General features: G+C 65.8%; 18 protein-coding genes. 7 read left to right on the top strand and 11 right to left on the bottom strand.

The genetic code is table 11. From position 1 onward, the window contains the following. Positions 1 to 28 precede the first annotated feature (28 nt). Positions 29 to 1,009, top strand: a complete 981-nt coding sequence (gene fen / locus IEY28_RS02590) for a flap endonuclease-1 (protein ID WP_188994271.1) — start codon at positions 29 to 31, stop codon at positions 1,007 to 1,009. A 27-nt stretch (positions 1,010 to 1,036) separates the two neighbouring features. Here the strand turns inward: fen and IEY28_RS02595 are convergent, their stop codons facing one another. From IEY28_RS02595 to IEY28_RS02605, 3 genes are read right to left on the bottom strand one after another with little or no spacing between them, the layout of a single operon-like run. Next, positions 1,037 to 2,179: an ABC transporter ATP-binding protein gene (locus tag IEY28_RS02595; RefSeq protein ID WP_188994273.1), complete on the bottom strand. Its 1,143-nt coding sequence runs from the start codon at positions 2,177 to 2,179 to the stop codon at positions 1,037 to 1,039. A gap of 18 nt (positions 2,180 to 2,197) precedes the next feature. Continuing rightward, a complete protein-coding gene (locus IEY28_RS02600; RefSeq protein WP_188994276.1) occupies positions 2,198 to 3,124 on the bottom strand; it encodes a carbohydrate ABC transporter permease in 927 nt (308 codons plus the stop codon). Further along, complete coding sequence (locus tag IEY28_RS02605) at positions 3,121 to 4,191, bottom strand: carbohydrate ABC transporter permease (RefSeq protein ID WP_188994278.1); 1,071 nt, start codon at positions 4,189 to 4,191, stop codon at positions 3,121 to 3,123. The genes IEY28_RS02600 and IEY28_RS02605 overlap by 4 nt, the downstream gene beginning before the upstream one ends. Before the next feature lie 742 nt (positions 4,192 to 4,933). On the opposite strand from IEY28_RS02605, the gene IEY28_RS02610 reads away from it, so the two are divergent. Then, a complete protein-coding gene (locus IEY28_RS02610; protein ID WP_188994280.1) occupies positions 4,934 to 6,340 on the top strand; it encodes a class II fumarate hydratase in 1,407 nt (468 codons plus the stop codon). Between the two features lie 145 nt (positions 6,341 to 6,485). Then, on the top strand, positions 6,486 to 7,661 hold the full coding sequence (locus IEY28_RS02615; protein WP_188994282.1) for an outer membrane protein assembly factor BamB family protein: 1,176 nt from the start codon (positions 6,486 to 6,488) through the stop codon (positions 7,659 to 7,661). A gap of 39 nt (positions 7,662 to 7,700) precedes the next feature. On the opposite strand, the gene IEY28_RS02620 is transcribed toward IEY28_RS02615, so the two are convergent. After that, the gene (locus IEY28_RS02620) at positions 7,701 to 8,489 is read right to left on the bottom strand and encodes a hypothetical protein (protein ID WP_188994284.1); all 789 of its coding nucleotides are present in this window, start codon (positions 8,487 to 8,489) and stop codon (positions 7,701 to 7,703) included. A gap of 81 nt (positions 8,490 to 8,570) precedes the next feature. On the opposite strand from IEY28_RS02620, the gene gatE reads away from it, so the two are divergent. Then, positions 8,571 to 10,445 (top strand): Glu-tRNA(Gln) amidotransferase subunit GatE, encoded by a 1,875-nt coding sequence (gene gatE / locus IEY28_RS02625; protein WP_188994286.1) that lies wholly within the window; start codon positions 8,571 to 8,573, stop codon positions 10,443 to 10,445. A gap of 61 nt (positions 10,446 to 10,506) precedes the next feature. Continuing rightward, positions 10,507 to 11,991, top strand: coding sequence for a DUF7504 family protein (locus tag IEY28_RS02630; protein WP_188994288.1), 1,485 nt, complete (start codon positions 10,507 to 10,509; stop codon positions 11,989 to 11,991). Between the two features lies 1 nt (position 11,992). Here IEY28_RS02630 and IEY28_RS02635 read toward each other — a convergent pair whose 3' ends face one another. The 4 genes from IEY28_RS02635 to IEY28_RS02650 form a co-directional block, all read right to left on the bottom strand. Next, positions 11,993 to 12,739, bottom strand: coding sequence for an RNA methyltransferase (locus IEY28_RS02635; protein ID WP_188994290.1), 747 nt, complete (start codon positions 12,737 to 12,739; stop codon positions 11,993 to 11,995). Continuing rightward, the gene (locus IEY28_RS02640) at positions 12,736 to 13,260 is read right to left on the bottom strand and encodes a DUF8114 family protein (protein WP_188994292.1); all 525 of its coding nucleotides are present in this window, start codon (positions 13,258 to 13,260) and stop codon (positions 12,736 to 12,738) included. The genes IEY28_RS02635 and IEY28_RS02640 overlap by 4 nt, the downstream gene beginning before the upstream one ends. A 46-nt stretch (positions 13,261 to 13,306) precedes the next feature. After that, positions 13,307 to 13,879 carry a DoxX family membrane protein gene (locus tag IEY28_RS02645; RefSeq protein WP_188994295.1) on the bottom strand — a complete coding sequence of 191 codons (573 nt, stop codon included), beginning with the start codon at positions 13,877 to 13,879 and terminating at the stop codon, positions 13,307 to 13,309. Positions 13,880 to 14,015: 136 nt separating this feature from the next. Next, the gene (locus tag IEY28_RS02650; protein WP_188994297.1) at positions 14,016 to 15,482 is read right to left on the bottom strand and encodes an alpha,alpha-trehalose-phosphate synthase (UDP-forming); all 1,467 of its coding nucleotides are present in this window, start codon (positions 15,480 to 15,482) and stop codon (positions 14,016 to 14,018) included. 214 nt (positions 15,483 to 15,696) lie between these two features. Between IEY28_RS02650 and IEY28_RS02655 the strand changes: the two genes are divergently transcribed. Then, complete coding sequence (locus IEY28_RS02655) at positions 15,697 to 16,392, top strand: 6-hydroxymethylpterin diphosphokinase MptE-like protein (RefSeq protein ID WP_188994299.1); 696 nt, start codon at positions 15,697 to 15,699, stop codon at positions 16,390 to 16,392. Between the two features lie 8 nt (positions 16,393 to 16,400). Here IEY28_RS02655 and IEY28_RS02660 read toward each other — a convergent pair whose 3' ends face one another. Together IEY28_RS02660 and IEY28_RS02665 are read right to left on the bottom strand one after the other, a co-directional pair. After that, positions 16,401 to 17,399 (bottom strand): TIGR04024 family LLM class F420-dependent oxidoreductase, encoded by a 999-nt coding sequence (locus IEY28_RS02660; RefSeq protein ID WP_188994301.1) that lies wholly within the window; start codon positions 17,397 to 17,399, stop codon positions 16,401 to 16,403. After that, positions 17,396 to 17,542: a hypothetical protein gene (locus IEY28_RS02665; RefSeq protein WP_188994303.1), complete on the bottom strand. Its 147-nt coding sequence runs from the start codon at positions 17,540 to 17,542 to the stop codon at positions 17,396 to 17,398. Before IEY28_RS02665 ends, IEY28_RS02660 begins: the two co-directional genes overlap by 4 nt. Before the next feature lie 115 nt (positions 17,543 to 17,657). Between IEY28_RS02665 and IEY28_RS02670 the strand changes: the two genes are divergently transcribed. Continuing rightward, positions 17,658 to 18,338, top strand: coding sequence for a haloacid dehalogenase type II (locus IEY28_RS02670; RefSeq protein WP_188994305.1), 681 nt, complete (start codon positions 17,658 to 17,660; stop codon positions 18,336 to 18,338). A 4-nt stretch (positions 18,339 to 18,342) separates the two neighbouring features. Here the strand turns inward: IEY28_RS02670 and IEY28_RS02675 are convergent, their stop codons facing one another. Then, positions 18,343 to 19,500, bottom strand: coding sequence for a dihydropteroate synthase (locus IEY28_RS02675; RefSeq protein ID WP_188994308.1), 1,158 nt, complete (start codon positions 19,498 to 19,500; stop codon positions 18,343 to 18,345). Positions 19,501 to 19,538 lie beyond the last annotated feature (38 nt).

Raw genomic sequence — 19,538 nt, forward strand, 5'->3', positions numbered from 1 at the left:
CAAATCGCTGTCCGACCAACGCCCGGCAATGGGAAACGCAGACCTTCGCTCGCTGGCGGTCATCGAAGACGTGTCGTTCGAGGACTTAGACGGGGGCATCGTCGCCGTCGACGCCCACAACTGGCTCTATCGCTATCTGACGACGACGGTCAAGTTCACGAGCGACGCGAAGTACACGACGGCCGACGGCACGGAGGTGGCGAACCTCATCGGCGTCGTCCAGGGGTTGCCGAAGTTCTTCGAACACGACCTGACGCCCGTGTTCGTCTTCGACGGGGCCGTCACCGACCTCAAGGACGACGAGGTAGCGAAGCGTCGCGAACAGCGTGAGCGCTACGAGGACCAACTCGAAGATGCCCGCGAGGCCGGCGACGCGACCCGCGTCGCGAAACTGGAGTCTCGAACCCAGCGGCTCACCGACACCATCGTCGAGACGACGCGGGAACTGCTCGGTCTGCTCGACGTGCCCGTCGTCGACGCCCCGGCCGAGGGCGAGGGGCAAGCGGCCTACATGGCCCGGCAGGGCGGCGTCGACTACGTGGGAACCGAGGACTACGACGCGCTGCTCTTCGGGGCGCCGTACACCCTGCGCCAACTCACCTCCAGCGGCGACCCGGAACTGATGGACTTCGAGGCGACGCTGGCGAAACACGACCTCACGTGGGAACAACTCGTCGACGCCGCCATCCTCATGGGGACCGACTTCAACGAGGGCATCTCGGGTATCGGCCCCAAGACGGCGGTCACGGAGATTCACGAACACGGCGACCTCTACGGCGTGCTAGAGGCTCGTGGAGACCACATCGACCACGCCGACAGAATTCGGTCCCTGTTCCTCGACCCCGCCGTCACCGACGAGTACGAGATTCCGACCGACGTCGACCCCGACCTCGACGCCGCACGGCGGTTCGTCACCGAGGAGTGGGAAGTCGACGCCGACGAAGTCGCTCGCGGGTTCGAGCGCATCGAGGAATCGGTCGTCCAGACGGGATTGGACCGCTGGACCTGAGGCCGAACAGCGAAAAACCCGGCGTGTTCAGACGACTGGTTCGACTTTCTCGACGGAATCGAGTTTGCGGTTCCGAACCGCCTCGCCGGTCTTCGTATCGAAGACGTGGATCGCTTCTTCCGGGAACCGGACGGTGACGTGCTGGCCCCAGTCGATGTCTCGCATCCCGTCGACGGTGGCGATGAAGGTCGCGCTGTCGCTCGTATCGAACATCATGTGGACCGTGTTCTCGCTCCCGCGTGGTTCGACGACGTCGACGACGCCCTCGTAGTCGTGGCGCCCGGACTGACTGTCGATGACCTCGATGTCTTCCGGGCGGATACCCAGCGTCAGGTCAGTCTTGTCGCCCAGTTCACGCGCCGTCTCCTCGGAGAGGTCGTACTCGAAGTCGTCGGCGACGAGCGTCGAACCCTGCCGCTCGACGTCGAAGAAGTTCATCGACGGTTCGCCGATGAACCCGGCGACGAACATGTTGTTCGGTTCGTGATAGCACTCCAGCGGCGTCGCGGCCTGCTGGAGGATGCCGTCGTTGAGGATCGCGATGCGGTCGGACATGGTCATCGCCTCGGTCTGGTCGTGCGTGACGTAGACCGTGGTTACGCCCAGTCGCTCCTGCAGGTGCTGGAGTTCGGTCCGCATCTCCGCACGCAGTTTGGCGTCCAGATTTGCCAGCGGTTCGTCCATCAGGAACACTTCCGGGTCCCGCACGATAGCCCGGCCCAGCGCGACGCGCTGTTGCTGGCCGCCCGAGAGTTCACCGGGCTTCCGGTCGATGAGGTCGTCGATACCGAGCAGGTCGGTCGCTTCGGTGACCTGCTGGTCTATCGCTTCTTCGGACATGTCGGTCGATTGCTCCAGTCCGAACGCCATGTTCTCCCGCACGGTCATGTGCGGATAGAGGGCGTATGACTGGAACACCATCGCCACGTCACGCTGTGCGGGCGGTTGGTCGTTGATGACCTCGCCGCCGAGTCGAATCTCGCCGGAACTGATGTCTTCGAGTCCGGCGATCATCCGGAGCGTCGTGGACTTACCACAGCCCGAGGGGCCGACGACACAGAGGAACTCGCCGTCCTCGATGTCGACCGAGACCTCGTCGACGGCGACGATTTCGCCCTCGTCGTCGTCGTGGAAGATTTTCGTTACGTCGTCGAGTGTGAGTTGTGCCATTGTGTAGTCCTCCGTCGTCTATTCGGCGACACCTTTCGCGAACTGTTCTCCGAAGAAGATGTACACGAGCAACGTCGGTAGCGCGGCCACGATGGCACCGGCCATCGTCGTGTTGAACGACTGAACGACACCGCCAGTCAGGGCGGCCAGTCGCTGGGTCGCCACCTGTGACGCTGGCTCGTTGACGAGCACCAGTGCGAACAGCAGGTCGTTGTACACCTGCGTGAACTGGTAGATGAGCGTCACGGCGAACATCGGGAGCGACAGCGGGAGGATGATGTTCTTGTAGATGCTAAACGCCGTGGCGCCGTCGAGGCGTGCGGCCTCTATCATCTCGTCGGAGATGCCCTTGTAGTACGAGCGAAACAGCAGCGTACACATCGGCGTCCCGTAGGCCGCGTGGGTGATAGATAGCTGCAGCAGTTGTACGTGACCGCTTCGGGTCGGGTACGTCCAGTTACCGCCGGTGATAAAGCCAAACGCGGTGTTGACGAAGCCGTTCATCAGGTCGGGCAGAATCTGGTACCAGAACTGCGCGAGCGGGACCAGCACGGCCTGATACGGGATGAAGATACCCGCGAGCACGATGCTGAACACAGCGACCTGTCCCCGCCAACTGATAGTCGTCAGCCCGTAGGCTGCCAGACTCCCGGCCATCGCCGAGAAGATGGTCGCCGGGATGGCCATCAGCATCGAGTTGACGAGCCCCGGCCGGAGCGTGTTCCACGCGGTCATCAGGGCACCGAGCGTGAAGCCGTCGGGGCTTGGCGGTGCGAACGGCACCGTCTCGACGAACTCGGTTTGCGTCTTGAACATCGTCATGACGGCCGTCTCCATCGGGAAGAGATAGAAGACGATGCCGAACAGTAAGACGACGTACAGCCCGATACGGCTGTTCTCCATGTCCCGCAGGGACTCGATGGGGTTGCGTGTAGACGTACTCATAGTTCACCTCGCTTGTATTCGCTGTAGAGATACGGCCCGATGACGAGTAGCGCGAGCAGGAACAGCACGATGGCGATGGCCGACCCGTACGCCCACCGGAGGCTGTCGAACGCCACGCGGTACATCATCGTCGCCAGGATGTCCATGTTCGCACCCGGCTGCGAGCCGCGGAGCGAGTAGATGAAGTCGAACGCTTTCAGCGCGAACACCATCAGCACCACAGACGCCGAGACGGCGGAGGCTCGCAGTTGTGGGATGATGACGCGCATGTACATTCGCACCGTCGACGCGCCGTCGACGCGGGCGGCCTCGTAGTGTTCGTCGGGAATCGCGCGCAGTCCGGCGAGGAACACGACCATCGCATAGCCGCTGAACTGCCAGATGAGCGCGAAGATGATCGCCGCCAGCGCCGTCGTGTGCCACGACAGCCACTGGATGACGTCGGCGTTCACCACCGCCGGCTTCAACAGCGTGATGACGAGACCTTCCAGATTGAAGAGGCGGAGCAACTGGTTGAACACGCCGCTTTTCGCGTTGTACACCCACGACCACATCGTCGCCGTCACGACGAACGAGAGGCTCATCGGGAGCAGGTAGATGGTCCGGAAGGTGTTCTCGAACCGGATGCCTTGGTCGATGAGGATGGCGACGAGCAGCCCGAGTGCCAGACAGAGGATGGTGAACACCACCAGCAACACGAGGGTGTTCTGTGTCGCCTGCCAAAACGCGCCATCGCTCGCCATCCGGGCGTACATGCTGAAGTCCAGTTGGCTGTAACTCGGCTCTCCGAGCCCCTGGAAGTCCGTTAGCGAGAGGACGGCGTTCCAGGCGATAGCGCCGTAGACGAAGAACACCGCCAGCAGCACAGGGGGAAGCCAGAACGGCGCGGATTCGATGAGTTCCCACTGCACTGGCAGGGAGTCCCGGAGGGTGTCACGCCGCCGTTCGCCCACCGCCGCTTGGGTCCCACCATCAGTCGCAAGTGTTTGCCCGTCCGATTCGTCTCTCGATACCACCGACCGGAGTGAATCTCCGGCAGTTCTGAGTCTATTGAGTATCTCGCGCATAGTTGTGTCAGTCGTACGCGGACGTGAGTTCGTCGTACACCACTTCGGCGGTGCGGGCGCCCTGCGTACACTTCGAGCGGGACGCCACTGTCACGGGTCCGCCGCTGCCTGCTGTCGTGTCGTTCACCCACCAGTGAACGCGTCTGCCCGCCGTCGAAACCGCTGGTGTACCACTGTCGCCCGTCGTCGTTCCGCCGTATCGGTCGCCGGCCACGCGGCCGTCACGACCGACGACGGGACACGCACCGGACGACGCTCTCGAACCGACTGGACGAGAACGTGACAGGTGTGTGACGGGGTCGTCAATCATGGGTGTCACCGTGGAGTCGAACTCATCCTAAGTGGATACACGCAACACTTAATGCTTCCGAATATTCATGCATGATCTCCGCCCCTTCAAACGCCCGAATTCAGCAGTTTCAGGGAATTATTGTGAAAAATGGTGAATGTATCTTCACGCCGCATGGCCCGTTGTAGCATGGTGTGATATATCGGAATTATGGGGCCGAAAGAGCCGGTTTTCAGGAAATACCTACTTGGGTATTATTTACTCGATACCGAGTATAACTCTCGATCGGTCCCCGTTCATCTGCGGGCGTTCGATCACCCCTATTTCGACTGGAAAACGGCCAACGCGTGTTGAACTAATACCTCAAAATTTTCACGGGCGCGACGTGAATCGGTGGACCGTGCCAGTGCGTACCGGTGGGTTTTACGAGAGGGCGTTCGACCCACCGTACGTATGAGCGACGAGTTCAGGACCGAACGGGACAGTCTCGGTGAGATGGAGGTTCCGGCCGACGCGTACTGGGGCGCACAGACCCAACGTGCGATACAGAACTTCCCAATCAGCGACGTCACCTTCGGGCGCCGCTTCATCCGCGCGCTCGGTATCGTCAAGAAGGCCGCCGCACAGGCGAACCGCGACCTCGGGACGGTTCCCGAAGACAAGGCCGAGTGCATCATCGAGGCCGCAGACGAGGTCATCGCTGGCGACCACGACGCCCAGTTCCCGGTCGACGTGTTCCAGACGGGGTCGGGAACCTCCTCGAACATGAACGCCAACGAGGTCATCTCGAACCGCGCCACGGAACTCTACGGCGGCGAAATCGGCACCCGCGAGATTCACCCGAACGACCACGTCAACTTCGGGCAGTCGTCGAACGACGTCATCCCGACGGCGATGCACGTCGCCTCGCTGGAGGCCGTCGAAAAGGACGTCGTGCCCGCGCTGAAGACGCTCCGTGACGCCCTCGCAGCGAAGGAAGACGAGTTCGAGAACGTCGTCAAGACGGGCCGCACACACCTGCAGGACGCAACGCCTATCATGCTCGGACAGGAGTTCTCGGGCTACCGCACGCAAGTCGAGAAGGGAATCTCGCGCGTACAGGACGTTCAGGGGCGACTCTCGGAACTCGCTCTCGGTGGGACGGCCGTCGGCACCGGTCTCAACACCCATCCCGAGTTCCCCGCGAAAGCAGCCGAGTACATCAGCGAGGAGTCCGGCGTCGATTTCCGCGAGGCCGACAATCACTTCGAGGCACAGGCCGCCCACGACGCGATGTCCGAGGCTCACGGCGCGCTTCGCACCGTCGCCGGATCGCTGAACAAGATCGCGAACGACCTCCGACTACTCGCGTCGGGGCCGCGAAACGGACTCGGCGAAATCGACCAACCGGAGAACCAGCCCGGCTCCTCTATCATGCCCGGGAAGATCAACCCGGTCGTCGCCGAAGCCGTCAACCAGGTCCACAAGCAGGTCGTCGGCAACGACGCCGCCGTCTCTGCCGGCGCCGCCGAGGGCCAGATAGACCTCAACCTCTACAAGCCAGTGCTGGCCTCGAACTTCCTCCAGTCGGCCCGCCTCATCGCCAACGGCAGCGAGGTGTTCGCCGAGAAGTTCGTCGCCAAACTCGAAGCCGACGAGGACCACTGCGCAGAGCGCGTCGAGCAGAGCATGGCGCTCGCGACGGCGCTCAACCCCGCCATCGGTTACGACAAGGCCAGCAAGGTGGCGAAGACGGCCCTCGCCGAGGGCAAGACTATCCGCGAAGTCGTCCTCGAAGAGGGCTACCTCGACGAAGACGAGGTAGACGAGGTGCTTGACCCGGCGAAGATGACCGAGCGAGGGATTCTGGGCGACGAGTAGCGACGTCTCGAACGAAGTGCTCTTCGAACCGGTTTCGACGCGGAACGATGACCGGCGTCCCGTGAGCAGTACCGGGACGTGTGTCTCTCCGGCGTCTCTGTCGGTACCGGAAAGATAGTACCCGTGCCGGCCGGAAGCCGACACGATGCCCTCCAGACGACAGTTCATCGCGTCGATAGGCACCGCCGCCGCGGCCGGGTTTTCGGGATGTTCGTTCGATTCCGGGGACGGCGACGCGGCGAACGCCGCGGGCGACGAGACGGACTGGCCGACCGCCGGACACGACAGACAACACACGAGATACGTTCCAGCGGGGTCCGGGCCCCGGACGGGCGTCACCGAGCGCTGGCGCGTGGACGCGGGCATGGTCTCTGCAGAACCGGTCGTCAGCGGTGACACCGTCTTCGCAACGGTCGGTAGCGACGTTCGCGCATTCGATGTCGAGAGTGGCCAAGAGCGCTGGTCGCTCGACCCGGGCAATCGGGGGGCGACGTACTGGGCCGCACCGGCAGTGTACGACGGCACTGCCTACATCGCCGGTGACGATCTCGTTCGAGCGGTCGACGTCGCGTCGGGCGAGGTACAGTGGTCCCGGGAGTACGACCATCTGACTGCCGCTCCGACCGTCGGGTACGAGGGGAGCGGCTTGTTCGTCGCTGCTGGGGAGCTCATCGCCCGACTGGACCGCGAGACGGGCGAGACCGAGTGGCAGCGCCGCGTGTTCGGGCAGGTCCGTCAACCGGTCGCGGTGAACCCACCGTTCGTCATCGCCGCGACGGAGGGCGGTGACGTCTACGCCCTCGGGACGAGCGAGGGAGATGGGTACTGGCGAACCGCGTTACCCGACAGCGTCGACTGCACGCCGACGATGGTCGGGAGGACTATCTACGTCGGTTGTTTCGACGGCAAGGTGTACGCGCTCGGACAGCGCGGGCAGCGACGGTGGTCGACCGCGATCGGCGGGTTCGCGAAGGGCGGCATCGGCGTCGCTAATGGTACCGTCTACGCCGACGGCGGGCGCGAACTCCACGCCGTCGCGGCCGACAGCGGCGAGAAACAGTGGCGAGTCGGTGTCGGAACCATCGGAGACCATCCGCCGGTCATCGTCGGGGACACGGTGTACGTCGGCGGTGACCGTCTACGAGCGCTCGAAGCGGGTGGCGGTATCGGCGTCGGACGTTTCCGCGTCGAAGCGGCGCGGTTCACTGCCGACCTTGGCGGTGACGTCGGGCCACTCTCGTTCGCCAACGGGGCGCTGTACGCTCACGTCAGCGACGACAGTCACGACGGGCACTCCTTCGTGCGACTAGACGCTGAGTGATGGGCCCGCCGTCCCGCGTGAGACTGTGACCGACCTGTCTCAGCCGTGTCTATCCCCGACCCACGACGGCGACTGGACGCCGGTCTGGTCGACGCGCCGGTACCAGAAACTGTAGCTGATCGTCGCTGTCTCCGTGCGGTAGCGAACGTCGAGCCGGTGGACCAGTCCCTCGCTGTCGACGACGAGAGAGACGGTGTACGACTGGACGTCCCGTCCAGCGGGAGATGTGCCGTTCGACCCGGTCACGCGGAAATACTCCGCCCCGTTCCAGCGAACACGTCGCGTTTGGCTCTCGCTGACGGTGACGTACCGCTCGATGTAGAACGCGGCTTCGGCGGCGAACTGGTCCTGTGTGAACTGAAGCGTGCCCGACGTCTCGGTGACGGTCCCGTCGTCCCGGCGTTCGTACCAGCGCTCGCCGTCGGCGAACTCGGTCTGCTCGTACTGCCCGAGGGTCTCGTTGGCCCGGTACCGCTGTCGGTGCAGTCGGTGGAGATATCGCCGAGGGCCGGCGACTCGCGTCGCCTCGTTCCGGAGGAGCGTGACCGTGCCGTTCGACGTCTCGGTCGTCTCTTCGTACCGTTCGTAGAACGTGTACGACCTGTTCCAGAGGGCCATCCGGTGGCCGGCAGCGAGCGTCTGGACGCGTTCGATACCGGCCTCGCCGATACCCGGCGGCGGGTCGGAACGCGCCTGCCTGTCCGTCGCTGACTCGGGCACCGGCGCCGGCGTGACGCTCTCCGACGGGTTCCCACCGAGACTGCCGATACCGCTACATCCCGCACTCAGGACGAGCAGACCGGCGAGTAGTAGCGGATGCCGACGCACACGTGGTGCAAGGCTGCGTCGGACAAAAGCACGAGGGCCGGAAGGGTGCGTTTTTTGCCCCCCGGTTCCGGACACTCGTCTATGACTGCTGCCGACTTCGACTACGAGGACCTTGGCCTCGTGGCCGGGCTGGAGATTCACCAGCAACTGGACACGGCCACGAAACTGTTCTGTGACTGCCCGACGGAACTGCGCGAACCGGAGGCGTCCGAGCGGTCGTTCACTCGCTATCTCCACCCGACGAAGAGCGAACTCGGCGAGATAGACGACGCCGCCCTCGAAGAGAGCATGGTCGACCGAGAGTTCGAGTACCTCGCGTACGACACGACCTGTCTCGTAGAGGAGGACGACGAACCGCCCCACCGGGTCGACCGCGAGGCCATGGAGACGGCCATGGAGATCGGCCAGCTCATGGACATGCACGTCGTCGACCAGGTCAACGTGATGCGGAAGATCGTCGTCGACGGGTCGAACACCACCGGGTTCCAGCGCTCGATGCTGGTCGCCAACGACGGCGAAATCGAGACGAGCGACGGCCCGGTCGGCATCGAGGATATGCTGCTGGAAGAGGAGTCCTGCCAGCGCGTCGAGGAGACCGAGGAGGGCGTCCGCTTCTCGCTCGACCGTCTCGGAATCCCGCTCGTCGAAATCGGCACCAAGCCGGACATCAGTTCCCCTGAACAGGCCCGCGAGGCCGCGGAGCGAATCGGGATGTTGCTTCGCTCGACGGGGAAGGTAAAACGCGGTCTCGGCACCATCCGGCAGGACGTCAACGTCTCCATCGCCGAGGGGGCCCGCATCGAACTCAAGGGCGTCCAGAGCCTCGACGACATCGACGACCTCGTCCGAAACGAGGTCCGGCGACAGGTCGAACTCGTCGACATCGCCGAGGAACTCACCGAGCGAGACGCGGCCGTCGGCGACCCGACGGACGTGACAGAGACGTTCGAGGACACCGACTCCGGCGTCATCGCTGGCGCACTCGACAGCGGGGGGCGCGTGCAGGCGGTCCTCCTGGAAGGGTTCGACGGCCTCGTCGGCCGTGAGATTCAGCCCGACCGACGGCTGGGGACGGAGTTCTCCGACCACGCCAAGCGACACGGCGCGGGCGGCATCTTCCACACGGACGAACTGCCCGCCTACGGCGTCACCGAAGCGGAGGTCGAAGCGCTCCGCGAGGCGGTCGGTGCCGGTCCGGAGGACGCCGTGGCGCTCGTGGCCGACGACCCCGAGACGGCCGAACTCGCCATCGACGCCGTCGTCGAGCGAGCGGAGACGGCACTAGAGGGCGTCCCCGAGGAGACGCGCGACGCGCTCGAAGACGGCACCTCCCGCTACCTCCGTCCGCTCCCCGGTGCGGCGCGGATGTACCCCGAGACGGACGTGCCGCCGGTCGAGCCAGACGTGACCGAAATCGAGACGCCGGAACTGCTCACGGAGAAGGTCGCTCGCTACGAGAGCGAGTTCGGACTGGACTCGGGACTGGCCGAGCAAGTCGCCTACGGCCAGCGCTGGCCGCTGTTCGAGGCTGTCGTCGCCGACGGGGTCGACTCGACGCTCGCCGCGGGGACCCTCGAATCCACGCTGACCGAACTGCGCCGTGACGACGTGCCGGTCGAGAACCTCACAGACGACCACCTTCGTGCGACGCTCGTTCTGGTCGACAGCGGCGAGGTGCCTCGCGAGGGTATCGAGGACCTGTTGACGGCGCTCGCAGCGGACCCGTCGCTCACCGCCGAGGAAGCCATCGAACAGGAAGACCTCGGCGGCGTCGACGAGGACGAGGTCCGTTCGGCCGTCGCAGAGGTCGTCGAACGCCACGAGGAACAGGTCGCCGAGGAAGGGATGGGTGCGTTCTCGGCGCTCATGGGCGAGTGCATGGGCGCGCTCCGCGGGAAGGCCGACGGCGACACGGTCAGTGACGTGTTGCGCGAGGAGATACAGAAACGCGCCTGACGTGCTTCCCCGTTGATATCTGGGCCGGTACACTTCTATTCCTCCCGGTCGTACGGGCCGTATGTACGCTCTCGGGGACGACCTCCCCGTCGAGGGTCTCGAACCCGGGTCGACCCTGCTCGTCGTGGGGCCGCCGATGACGGGCAAGCGCTCCCTCGTAATCCGACTCCTCGCCGACGGATTCGACCACGGTGAGGCGGTCGCCGTCCTCTCTACGGACACCAGCGCCGCGGACGTCCGGGCGTCGCTCTCAGACGCCGCCGGTCGACCGGCCAATACGCTCCCCGTCGGCGTCGTCGACTGCGTGAGCGACTCGCACGGCGCGAGCGGGCTCGCGTCGCTCGACGGCCGCGTCGGGTCGCCCGCCGACCTGACCGGCATCGGCATGGAACTGACGCAGGTGCTGGAGGCCCTGTACACGGAGTACTCGACCCGCATCCGGTTCGGACTCTTCTCGCTGACGACGATGTCGCTCTACGCATCGCCCGAGCAGGTCGTCCGGTTCCTCCACGTCGTCACGAACCGCATCAGCGAGGCCGACGGCGTCGGGTTCGTCGTCGCCCACTCGGACACGATGGGCCCCGAACACCTCCAGCGGCTCCGCTCGTTCGTCGACGGCGTCGTCGAGGTCAGGGAGGCCGACGGCGGGACCGAACTCCGGGTGCTCGGTGTCGAGTCGCAACCCACGCCGTGGACGCCGTTCGACCGAACGGACGGATCGCCCGACCCGTCCGACCGCTCGCAACGGGTCGACTCCACCGACCGACCGCTCCCCGATTCGCTCCGGTCGGTGCTGGACTCGGTCCGGGCGGACTCGCCGACGCTGACGGTCTGTAACTACGAGGGGCCGCCGGACGCCCTCGAAGCCGTCGAGCGGTACTTCGACAGGCACGGCATCACCGTCCGGGAAGCGTCCCTCGACGTGGCCCAGCCCCGCTCCGTGGCGCTCCTGCACCACGGCGACGACGTACTGGGCAGCGAGTCCGTGACGGCGTTGGCCGCGGCCATCGACATCCAGACCGACGGGGACGACGCGTTCTCGGACCGGCGGACGAGTGAGCTGTTGCGCAACCTCGACCGATCGGTGTTCGGCGCCGCCGCGGCGGACAAGAACCTCCTCGTCGACGTGAGTCACACCATCGAACTGCTGGCAAACAGAGTCGGCCGCGGCCGTCTCCACGCCGGATTCCAGTACCTCTCCCGGCTGACCGGTGACCCAGAGAGCGCCCGCATCTACGAGCGTCTGGCCGACAGCGGACTCGACGTCCACGTCTACGGCGTGGACGACACTGACGCGTCGCTCCCCGGCGTGACCGTCCACAGTGGCGAGGCGAGCGAACTATCGGAGTCGTGGTTCGTCGTCTTCGACGGCGACGGCGACCCGAGCCAACGGGCCGCGCTGCTCGCCGTCGAGCGAGACGGCGGCGGGCAATACGAGGGAGTCTGGACGTACGACAGTGACTTCGTCCGGCGTACCGACGCCTACCTCACGGAGACGTACGGCGACTCCTCGGCGGGACGGGAGCGCCAACCGGCGATCGACTGACTCACGTCTCGTCTTCGGGGTCGGACTCGGCGGCGGCCCGGTCGATACGCTGTCTGGCCCGGCGGAACAGACCTCGGAGTGTCCGCGTCTCCCGTCCCGTCGGATGGGCCCGCCCCAGTAAGCGGCGGAACATCCGCTGGGTCTTCGCCTGCTTCTCGGCCGGGTGACCGATGGCGTCGAGGAACGTCTCGAACTCGCCGTGGAGGCCCTCGACGGCCCGCTCGTCGGCCCGAGCGTGTAGCTCCTCGGGGTGCTGGTCGCGTTCGACCGTCACCGACCGGAGTTCGTACAGCACGATAGTGGCGGCCTGTCCGAGGTTCAACACGGGGTAGTCGGCAGCGGCCGGAATCGAACAGAGTTCGTCCAGCCGAGCGAGTTCGTCGTTCGTCAGGCCCACCCGCTCGCGGCCGAAGACGAGGCAGGTGTCGCTGTCGACGCCGGCGAGCGAGTCGGCGAGTTCCGACGGCGTCTTCGCGGGGTAGCGGACGTGGTTGGAGGCGTCCTCGTTCGTCGTCGCGGTGCAGGCCACGGTGTGGTAGTTCTCCACGAGGTAGTCGAACGTGACCTCGCGAGCCTCCGGGAGGATGTCTTTCCGGGCCTGTCCGGCAAAGCCGTACGCTTCGCCGTCCGGGTCCAGTTCCGGCGGGTCCACGAGCAGTAACTCCGAGAGGCCGAAGTTCTTCATCGAGCGAGCGATGGTGCCGACGTTGCCCGGCGTCTCGGCGTCGACGACGGCGACGGCGATCATACGTCGAGGTCGCTGAGGTCCGTCTCGATCGCTTCGAGGTCCTCGTCGTCGAGTTCGTCGATTTCTTCCTGCAGTCCCGGGACGGCCTCCGACGCGTCCGGGGCCTCGGGGAGGGCGGTGGGGTCCTCCTCGACGTGGTCGAGGCCCTCGTAGTCGTCGGGGGCCCGGTTCCCGTCGTCGAACCACTCGTAGAACGCGTCGCGGAGTTCGAGTTCGCCGGCGTAGGCGTCGCCGCCGGCCTCCCGGAACCAGTAGAGGAAGTCGGGTTCGTGGACCGAACAGAGGACGACCGACCCGCGGGGTTCGCCGTAGATGACTTCGGCGACGTTGCACGCCTCGACGTTCTCCTCGCCGTGGACGAGCCAGCAGGCGTCACACGGGTCGACGACCCGGTCGGCCAGCACGAGGATGCGCTGGCGCACCTCGGGTTCTAGCGTCTTCAGCGGTCGCACTTTGCCCTCGTCGTTCAGTACGTCCTCGTCGAACCGCCACCCGCGGAGTCCGATGTTGACCTTGGCCATACGCCGCCGTAGTCGGCAGCGAGACTAAAAGAGCGCGGTGTGACTCTTATCCGAGGACGTAACGGAGCCACTGGTTGTTGTCGATGAGCGACATGTCTTCGAGGTAGCTGTCCAACCCGAGGATGCGGCCGGCACCGAACGCGCCGAGGCCGAACAGCAGGACGGCGTAGACGATGTGGTCGTCGACGACCCAGCCGTGGGCTACCGGCAGGCCCGCAAGCAGGCCACCCTGTAGCGACGCGAGCCAGTAGAACAGCATCATCACGGCGCCCCAGAACGCGGCGAACCGGACGAACGCCCCGAGGAGCAACGCTAACCCGGCCAGCGTCAGGCCCAGCATGTTCAACCAGTCGATGGCGGGGTTCCCGGCCATCGCAACGAACATCCCGGTGAAGGGGTTCCCCTCGGGGATGGCGTTGGCGAGGAAGCCCGCCGCGGTCCAGTTGTTCTCCGGGTTGCCGTCGAGGTAGGTGACGAGTTTCGTCACCCCACCCTGAAACAGCGTCCAGCCCATCACGATGCGGAGGAGGAACAGCGAGTAGCCGACCCACGTCTCCGAGTAGTCGAAGGTGACGTCCCGGCCGAGTATCTCCGATTGCAGTGTCTGTCTCGTACTCATGTCTAATAGTATACTTTAATATAGGATATATCTATGGGTGAATTCCCGAAGAATGGGAATCGAAAATACGAATTCTCCGGTACATAGTACCTCTACCGACCGAACACGTCGAACCACACCGTTGTCTCGCAGGGGATCAGTCTGGACCGGCGGCGAACTGTCGCTCGACCCAGTGCCGGCTGTCGAGGGCCGCGACGCTCTCCTGTAACCGTTCGAGTCGGTCCCGGCGCTCGTCGTCGTCGAGTTCGAGCGCTCGTTCGAGCGCGTCGGCGATGCCGGCGATGTCGTGGGGGTTGACCGTGAGCGCGCCGTCGAGTTGGGTCGCCGCCCCGGCGAGTTCGCTCAGGACGAGTGCGCCGTCGCCGTCGACGCAGGCGGTGGGGTACTCGTGTGCGACGAGGTTCATACCGTCTCGGTGTGGCGTCACGAGCGCCACGTCGGCCACCCGGTAGAGGCCGTCGAGCGTCTCCGTGCTGAGTTTCCGCTCCGTGTACGCTATCGGTTGCCAGTCGTCGGTGGCGTAGACGTCGTTGACACGCTGTATCTCCGACACGACGTCCTGTCGGTACCGTCGGTACGTGGCGATACCCTCCCGGGTCCGACTGGCCTTCTGGACGTAGGTGAACGTCCCCCTGAGGTCCGGGCGCCGTTCCCAGAGGTGGTCGAGTGCGGCGATGCGCTCCGGAATCCCCTTCGAGTAGTCGAGGCGTTCGACTCCCAGTACGACCGGAATCGACGGGTCCGGGACCGTCTCACCGAGGACGCGCCGCCTGACCGCCGCGGTGTCCGCTGCTTTGGCCCGCTTCCTGACGCCGTCGACGTCGATACCGAGCGGATTCGCGACGACGTGGGTGGACGCGCCGTCGTAGTGGACCACGCCCGAATCCTCGTCGACTGTCGCCTCTGGCAGCGTCGCCTCCACACAACGGCGGAAGCGCGAGGCGAACACCGCCGTGTGGAAGCCGACGACGTCACACGCCAGCAACCCATCGAGGAGTCGGTCGGCGTGCGGGCAGTGTTCGAACACCGACGGCGCCGGCCACGGGATGTGCCAGAAGTGATGGAGCGTCGCGTCTGGTCGCGCCTCGCGTACCGTTCGGGGGGCGAGAGCGAGGTGGTAGTCCTGAAACCAGACGAGTTCGTCGGCGTCTGTCACGGTCCTGACGGCGTCGGCAAAGCGGTCGTTGACCGCGCAGTACTGCTCCCAGAAGGCGGGATCGCCCCACATCCGGCCGGTGTCCTCGTGACAGAGCGGCCAGAGGACCTGATTCGAGTAGCCGTGGTAGTATCCGTCGATGGCCTCCTCCGACAGCGGGACGCGTTTCAGGCGGTACGACTCCTCGCCGGGTGGCACGGGAACGATACCGTCATCCGCGACGGCCATGTCCGCCTCGCCGCTGGCCCAGGCCACCCACGTCCCGCCGCGGGCCCGCATCAGCGGATCGAGTGCGCTCGTGACGCCGCCGGTCGCTTCCGTGACGGTCACGTCGTCGTCCTCGACGGGGCCGTCGACGGGGCCAGCCACCCACTCGTGGCTGTAGGGCTGACGGTTCGAGACGACTACCAGCGAGTCCGGGAGCGTATCGGCACTCGACTCATCCATCTTCCGCTTTGGTAGACGGGTCTCCGCCTTTAGACTGTCGCGGACTGGTAATAACCCGGGACGCTCGTGTGTGACAGGTGGGAGTAAGAGAAAGCTTATACCGGAGGCGTCAGAAGACCCGAGTGAAAGCCGAAAGGGCACCCGGGTAGGGGTACACGGACGTGCCATTTCGGCTCAATCCGGTTTATCTGGCACCGAACTGATAGCGACAGCTATGGATTTCGACACCTGGGAACCCGTCTACACCGCCATCCTCACGGACTTTGGCTACGGTCGTGCCGGCGACGAACGGGCCCGCGACAGACTCGGCGCGTTGCTCTCCGACAGCGAGACCTACCGACCGGCGAATCTCGCCCTCGGGTCGAAGGCGGTAGCTATCGCCGGGGCCGGCCCGTCGCTGGAGCGCGGGGCCGACCGGGCCGCCGACGCCGACGTGGTGCTTGCCGCCTCGACGGCCGCCGACCGACTACGAGCGGTGGGTGTCGCCGTCGACTGCATGGTGACTGACCTCGATAAGAACCCCGAGACCGCACGCGAGTTCACGGAATCTGAGACCCCCGTCCTCGTCCACGCACACGGCGACAACGTCCCTGCGGTCGAGGACCACGTCCCGACGTACGACCCTGCCTTCGTCGTCCCGACGACACAGGCTGCACCCACCGACACCGTCCACAACTTCGGTGGATTCACCGACGGGGACCGGGCGGCCTTCTTCGCCGACCACTTCGGTGCCGACTCGCTCCGGTTCGTCGGGTGGGACTTCGACGACCCGGACGTGAACCCGGAGAAACGACGGAAACTCCAGTGGGCGGAACGCCTCCTCCACTGGCTCGAACTCCGACGTGGCGAACGGTTCGGCGTCCTCGACGGCCGCCGAGACTCGATTACACCGGTCGTCAGTCCGCGGTGACGGCAGACTCAGGGCGCTAGCACGTCGATAGTGGCCTCGATGTCGTCTCGCTCGGCCGCTCGCGGGAACGAGACGTTGAGTGCGTCGACGCCGGACAGCGACTCGAACCGTCCGATCTGCTCCCGACACTCCTCGGGGGTCCCGGCGACGGCGATCGCGTCCAGCAGGTCGTCGCCGATGGCGTCGGTGGCGGCCGCCTGTTCGCCGGAGGCCCACTTCTCGGCCACCTCGTACGCCGTGTCCTCGTACCCCTGTCTCGCCAGCGCGTCCCGGTAGTAGGTTCCCATGCCGCCGATGTAGAACGCGACGTGTTGACGGGTCAAGTCCCGGGCCCGCTCCCGGTCGTCGAGCGCACAGCAGGGCAGTGAGAGCGTCACACGCTGGTCCTCGCGGTTTCTGTCTCCGAGGGCCGTCCCGCCCTCGAAGTCCTCCAGTCGGTCTCTCAACCCCGCTCTGGTCATCAGGAGGGCGTGCCACCCGTCGGCGAACCGGCCGGCGAGTTCGACGGACTTCGGGCCGAGGCCGCCGGCGTCGACTGGGGGGACGGGGTCCGGCGGGTCACAGCGCAGGCGAAACCCGGACAACTGGAAGATGTCGCCGTCGTAATTCACTGTCTCGCCGTCGAGAACCTGCTTGACGACCTCGATGGTCTCCCGTGTCCGGCGGAGCGGTCGCTCGAAGTCGACGCCGTGCCACCCCTCGATGACGATGGGGCCGGACGGTCCGACGCCCATCCGAAGGCGGCCCTCGGACACTTCCTGTAAGGTGACGGCCGTCTGCCCGATGAGCGTCGGCGACCGGAAGTAGACGTTCATCACCGACGTGCCGATGCCCACGCCGTCGGTGTGTTCGGCGATACTCGTCAGTGTCGTGACGGCATCCCGGCCCCACGTCTCCGGGAGCCAGACGCGTTCGTAGCCGGCGTCTTCGGCGAGTTGGCTCATCCCGACGAGCGCGTCGACGGAGGGCTGTGCGGCGACTGGCAGGTAGATGTCTCTGACTGTCATCGGTCGGGTGTCTCCTCTGTTGGCGGCACGCCGCGCGGGGTCGGCGTCTGGCCGGTGACGAGCGAGGCGGCGACGGGCCGTCCGATGCCCCTCGACGCGCCGGTGACCACCGCTGGCCCGCCGACGCCGAACCTGTCCGGCATAGCCCGGACTGCGAGCGGGCGTGGCATAAACCCACAGGCGCGTCGGGGTCGCGGTGTGCAAACGGAGTTCAATGGGCCGGCCGTTCTTTTCCGTCCAGCCCACCAATGGGGTGCTATGACGTTCGACCCCGGCCGCGTCACGACACTAACGTTCGACTCGTACAGCACCATCGTCGACGTCGAGGCCGCGGAAAAGGCACTCAGTGAGCGAGTTCCGGACCCGCAGCCAGTCTCGCGGCTCTGGCGCTCGCGGTCGCTCGCCTACACGTTCATCGCCAACGCCGTCGACGCCTACAAGCCGTTCTACGAGGTGAACCGCGATGCGTTGCAGTACGCGCTGGACGCCCACGGCGTCGACATCTCGACCGAGGACCGCGACGAGATTCTGGCCGTCTACCACGAACTCGACGTGTTCGACGACGTGCGTGAGGGAATGAACCGCCTGTACGACGCCGGCTACGACCTCTACGTGGTCTCGAACGGCAATCCGGAGATGCTGGACTCGATGGTCGACCACGCCGGCATCGGCGGCCTCGTCGAGGACACGGTCAGTGCCGACGAGATTGGGACGTTCAAACCCGACGCCGAACTGTACCGCCACGCCGCCGCGCGCACGGGAACGCCCATCGACGAGATCGCCCACGTCACCGCGGGCTACTTCGACGTCTACGGCGCGATGCACGCCGGGATGCAGGGCGTGTGGGTGAACCGGGACGACGGCCCGTGGGACGCTTTCGCCGGCGACCCCGACCTGACCATCGGGTCGTTCCACGACCTCGTGGACGAACTGGCCTAACGACTCAGACCCGGCGCGAGAGCGATTCGCGGAGCGTTCCGGCCAGTTCGCGGTGGCCGTCCTCGGCCAGACTGTCGGCGACGACTTTCACGGCGGCCGCCGACCCGCCGAGGTACAGGGCACCGCTCGACTTCTCGACCAGCACCACGTCGACCACCTCGGCGACGGCCCGGACGCTCGCGGCCTCGTCTTCGGCGAGGTCACCGAGCAGGAACGTCAGCGTCGCGCCGTCGCCCGTCTCGCCGGCCAGCGTCTCGCCGAGCGACTGGTTGCGTTCTACCTCCCGCACTGTCACGTCGGTCAGTTCGGCGACGGTCGGTCCCGGGTCGGTCTCGGCCCGGACCGTCCGCTCGTCGCCCAGTGCGTCCGCGACCTTCACGACGTCGTGTGTCTCTTTCGTGTCGTGTGTCCGGATGATGTGGGACCCACGTTCGGCCTCCATCGTCGCCGCGGCGAGGCTGACGGCCAGTTGGTCCGCCGTCTCCGGTCGCCCGGCGAGGTCACCGAGGAAGTCCTCGCGGTTGGTCGCGGTGAGCATCGGCCGGCCGAACGCGCGAAACTCCCGCAGGCGGCGGAACAGCTCCCAGTTGTCCGCGAACTCCTTGCCGTCGTACCACCCGCCGAAGGCCGGGTCGATGATGGTCTGGTCCGTGAAGCCGTCGCGCTGGAGGGCCTCGAACAGTTCGTCCATCGTCTTCAACGCGCCCGGGGCAGCGAGGTCTGGCGGACTCGCCATCTTTACGACCGGCATGTCGTGGGCCTCGACGACCGACTTCATCTCCGGGTCCGCAAAGCCACAGACGTCGTTGATGAGGTCGAATCCGTAGCCGATGGCTGCCTCGGCGACCTCGGCGTATCGCGTCTCCAGCGAGAGGGGCACGTCGGCGTCCAGTTCGTCGACGAGGGGCGCGACCTCCTCCAGTCGGTCGAGTTCCTTCTCGACGGGTTTAGACTCGTACTTCGGATTCGCCGACTGGAGGCCGACGTCGACGATGTCGGCCCCGGCGGGGACGAGCGTGTTCTCGATGGCCTCGGCGGCCTCGGCCGGGTCGAGATAGACGCTCGGCTTGTATCCCGAGTTCGAACTCATGTTCAACACGCTCATGACTCGCGTCGGGTGACCGTCCCCCACCGGGAGGCCGTCGATGTCGACCGTGCGCATGGCCGGGACTGAGGACTGCGTGTACATAGACCCTCCAC

It is taken from the genome of Haloarcula pellucida, from assembly GCF_014647235.1.
Classification (GTDB): Archaea; Halobacteriota; Halobacteria; order Halobacteriales; family Haloarculaceae; genus Haloarcula; species Haloarcula pellucida.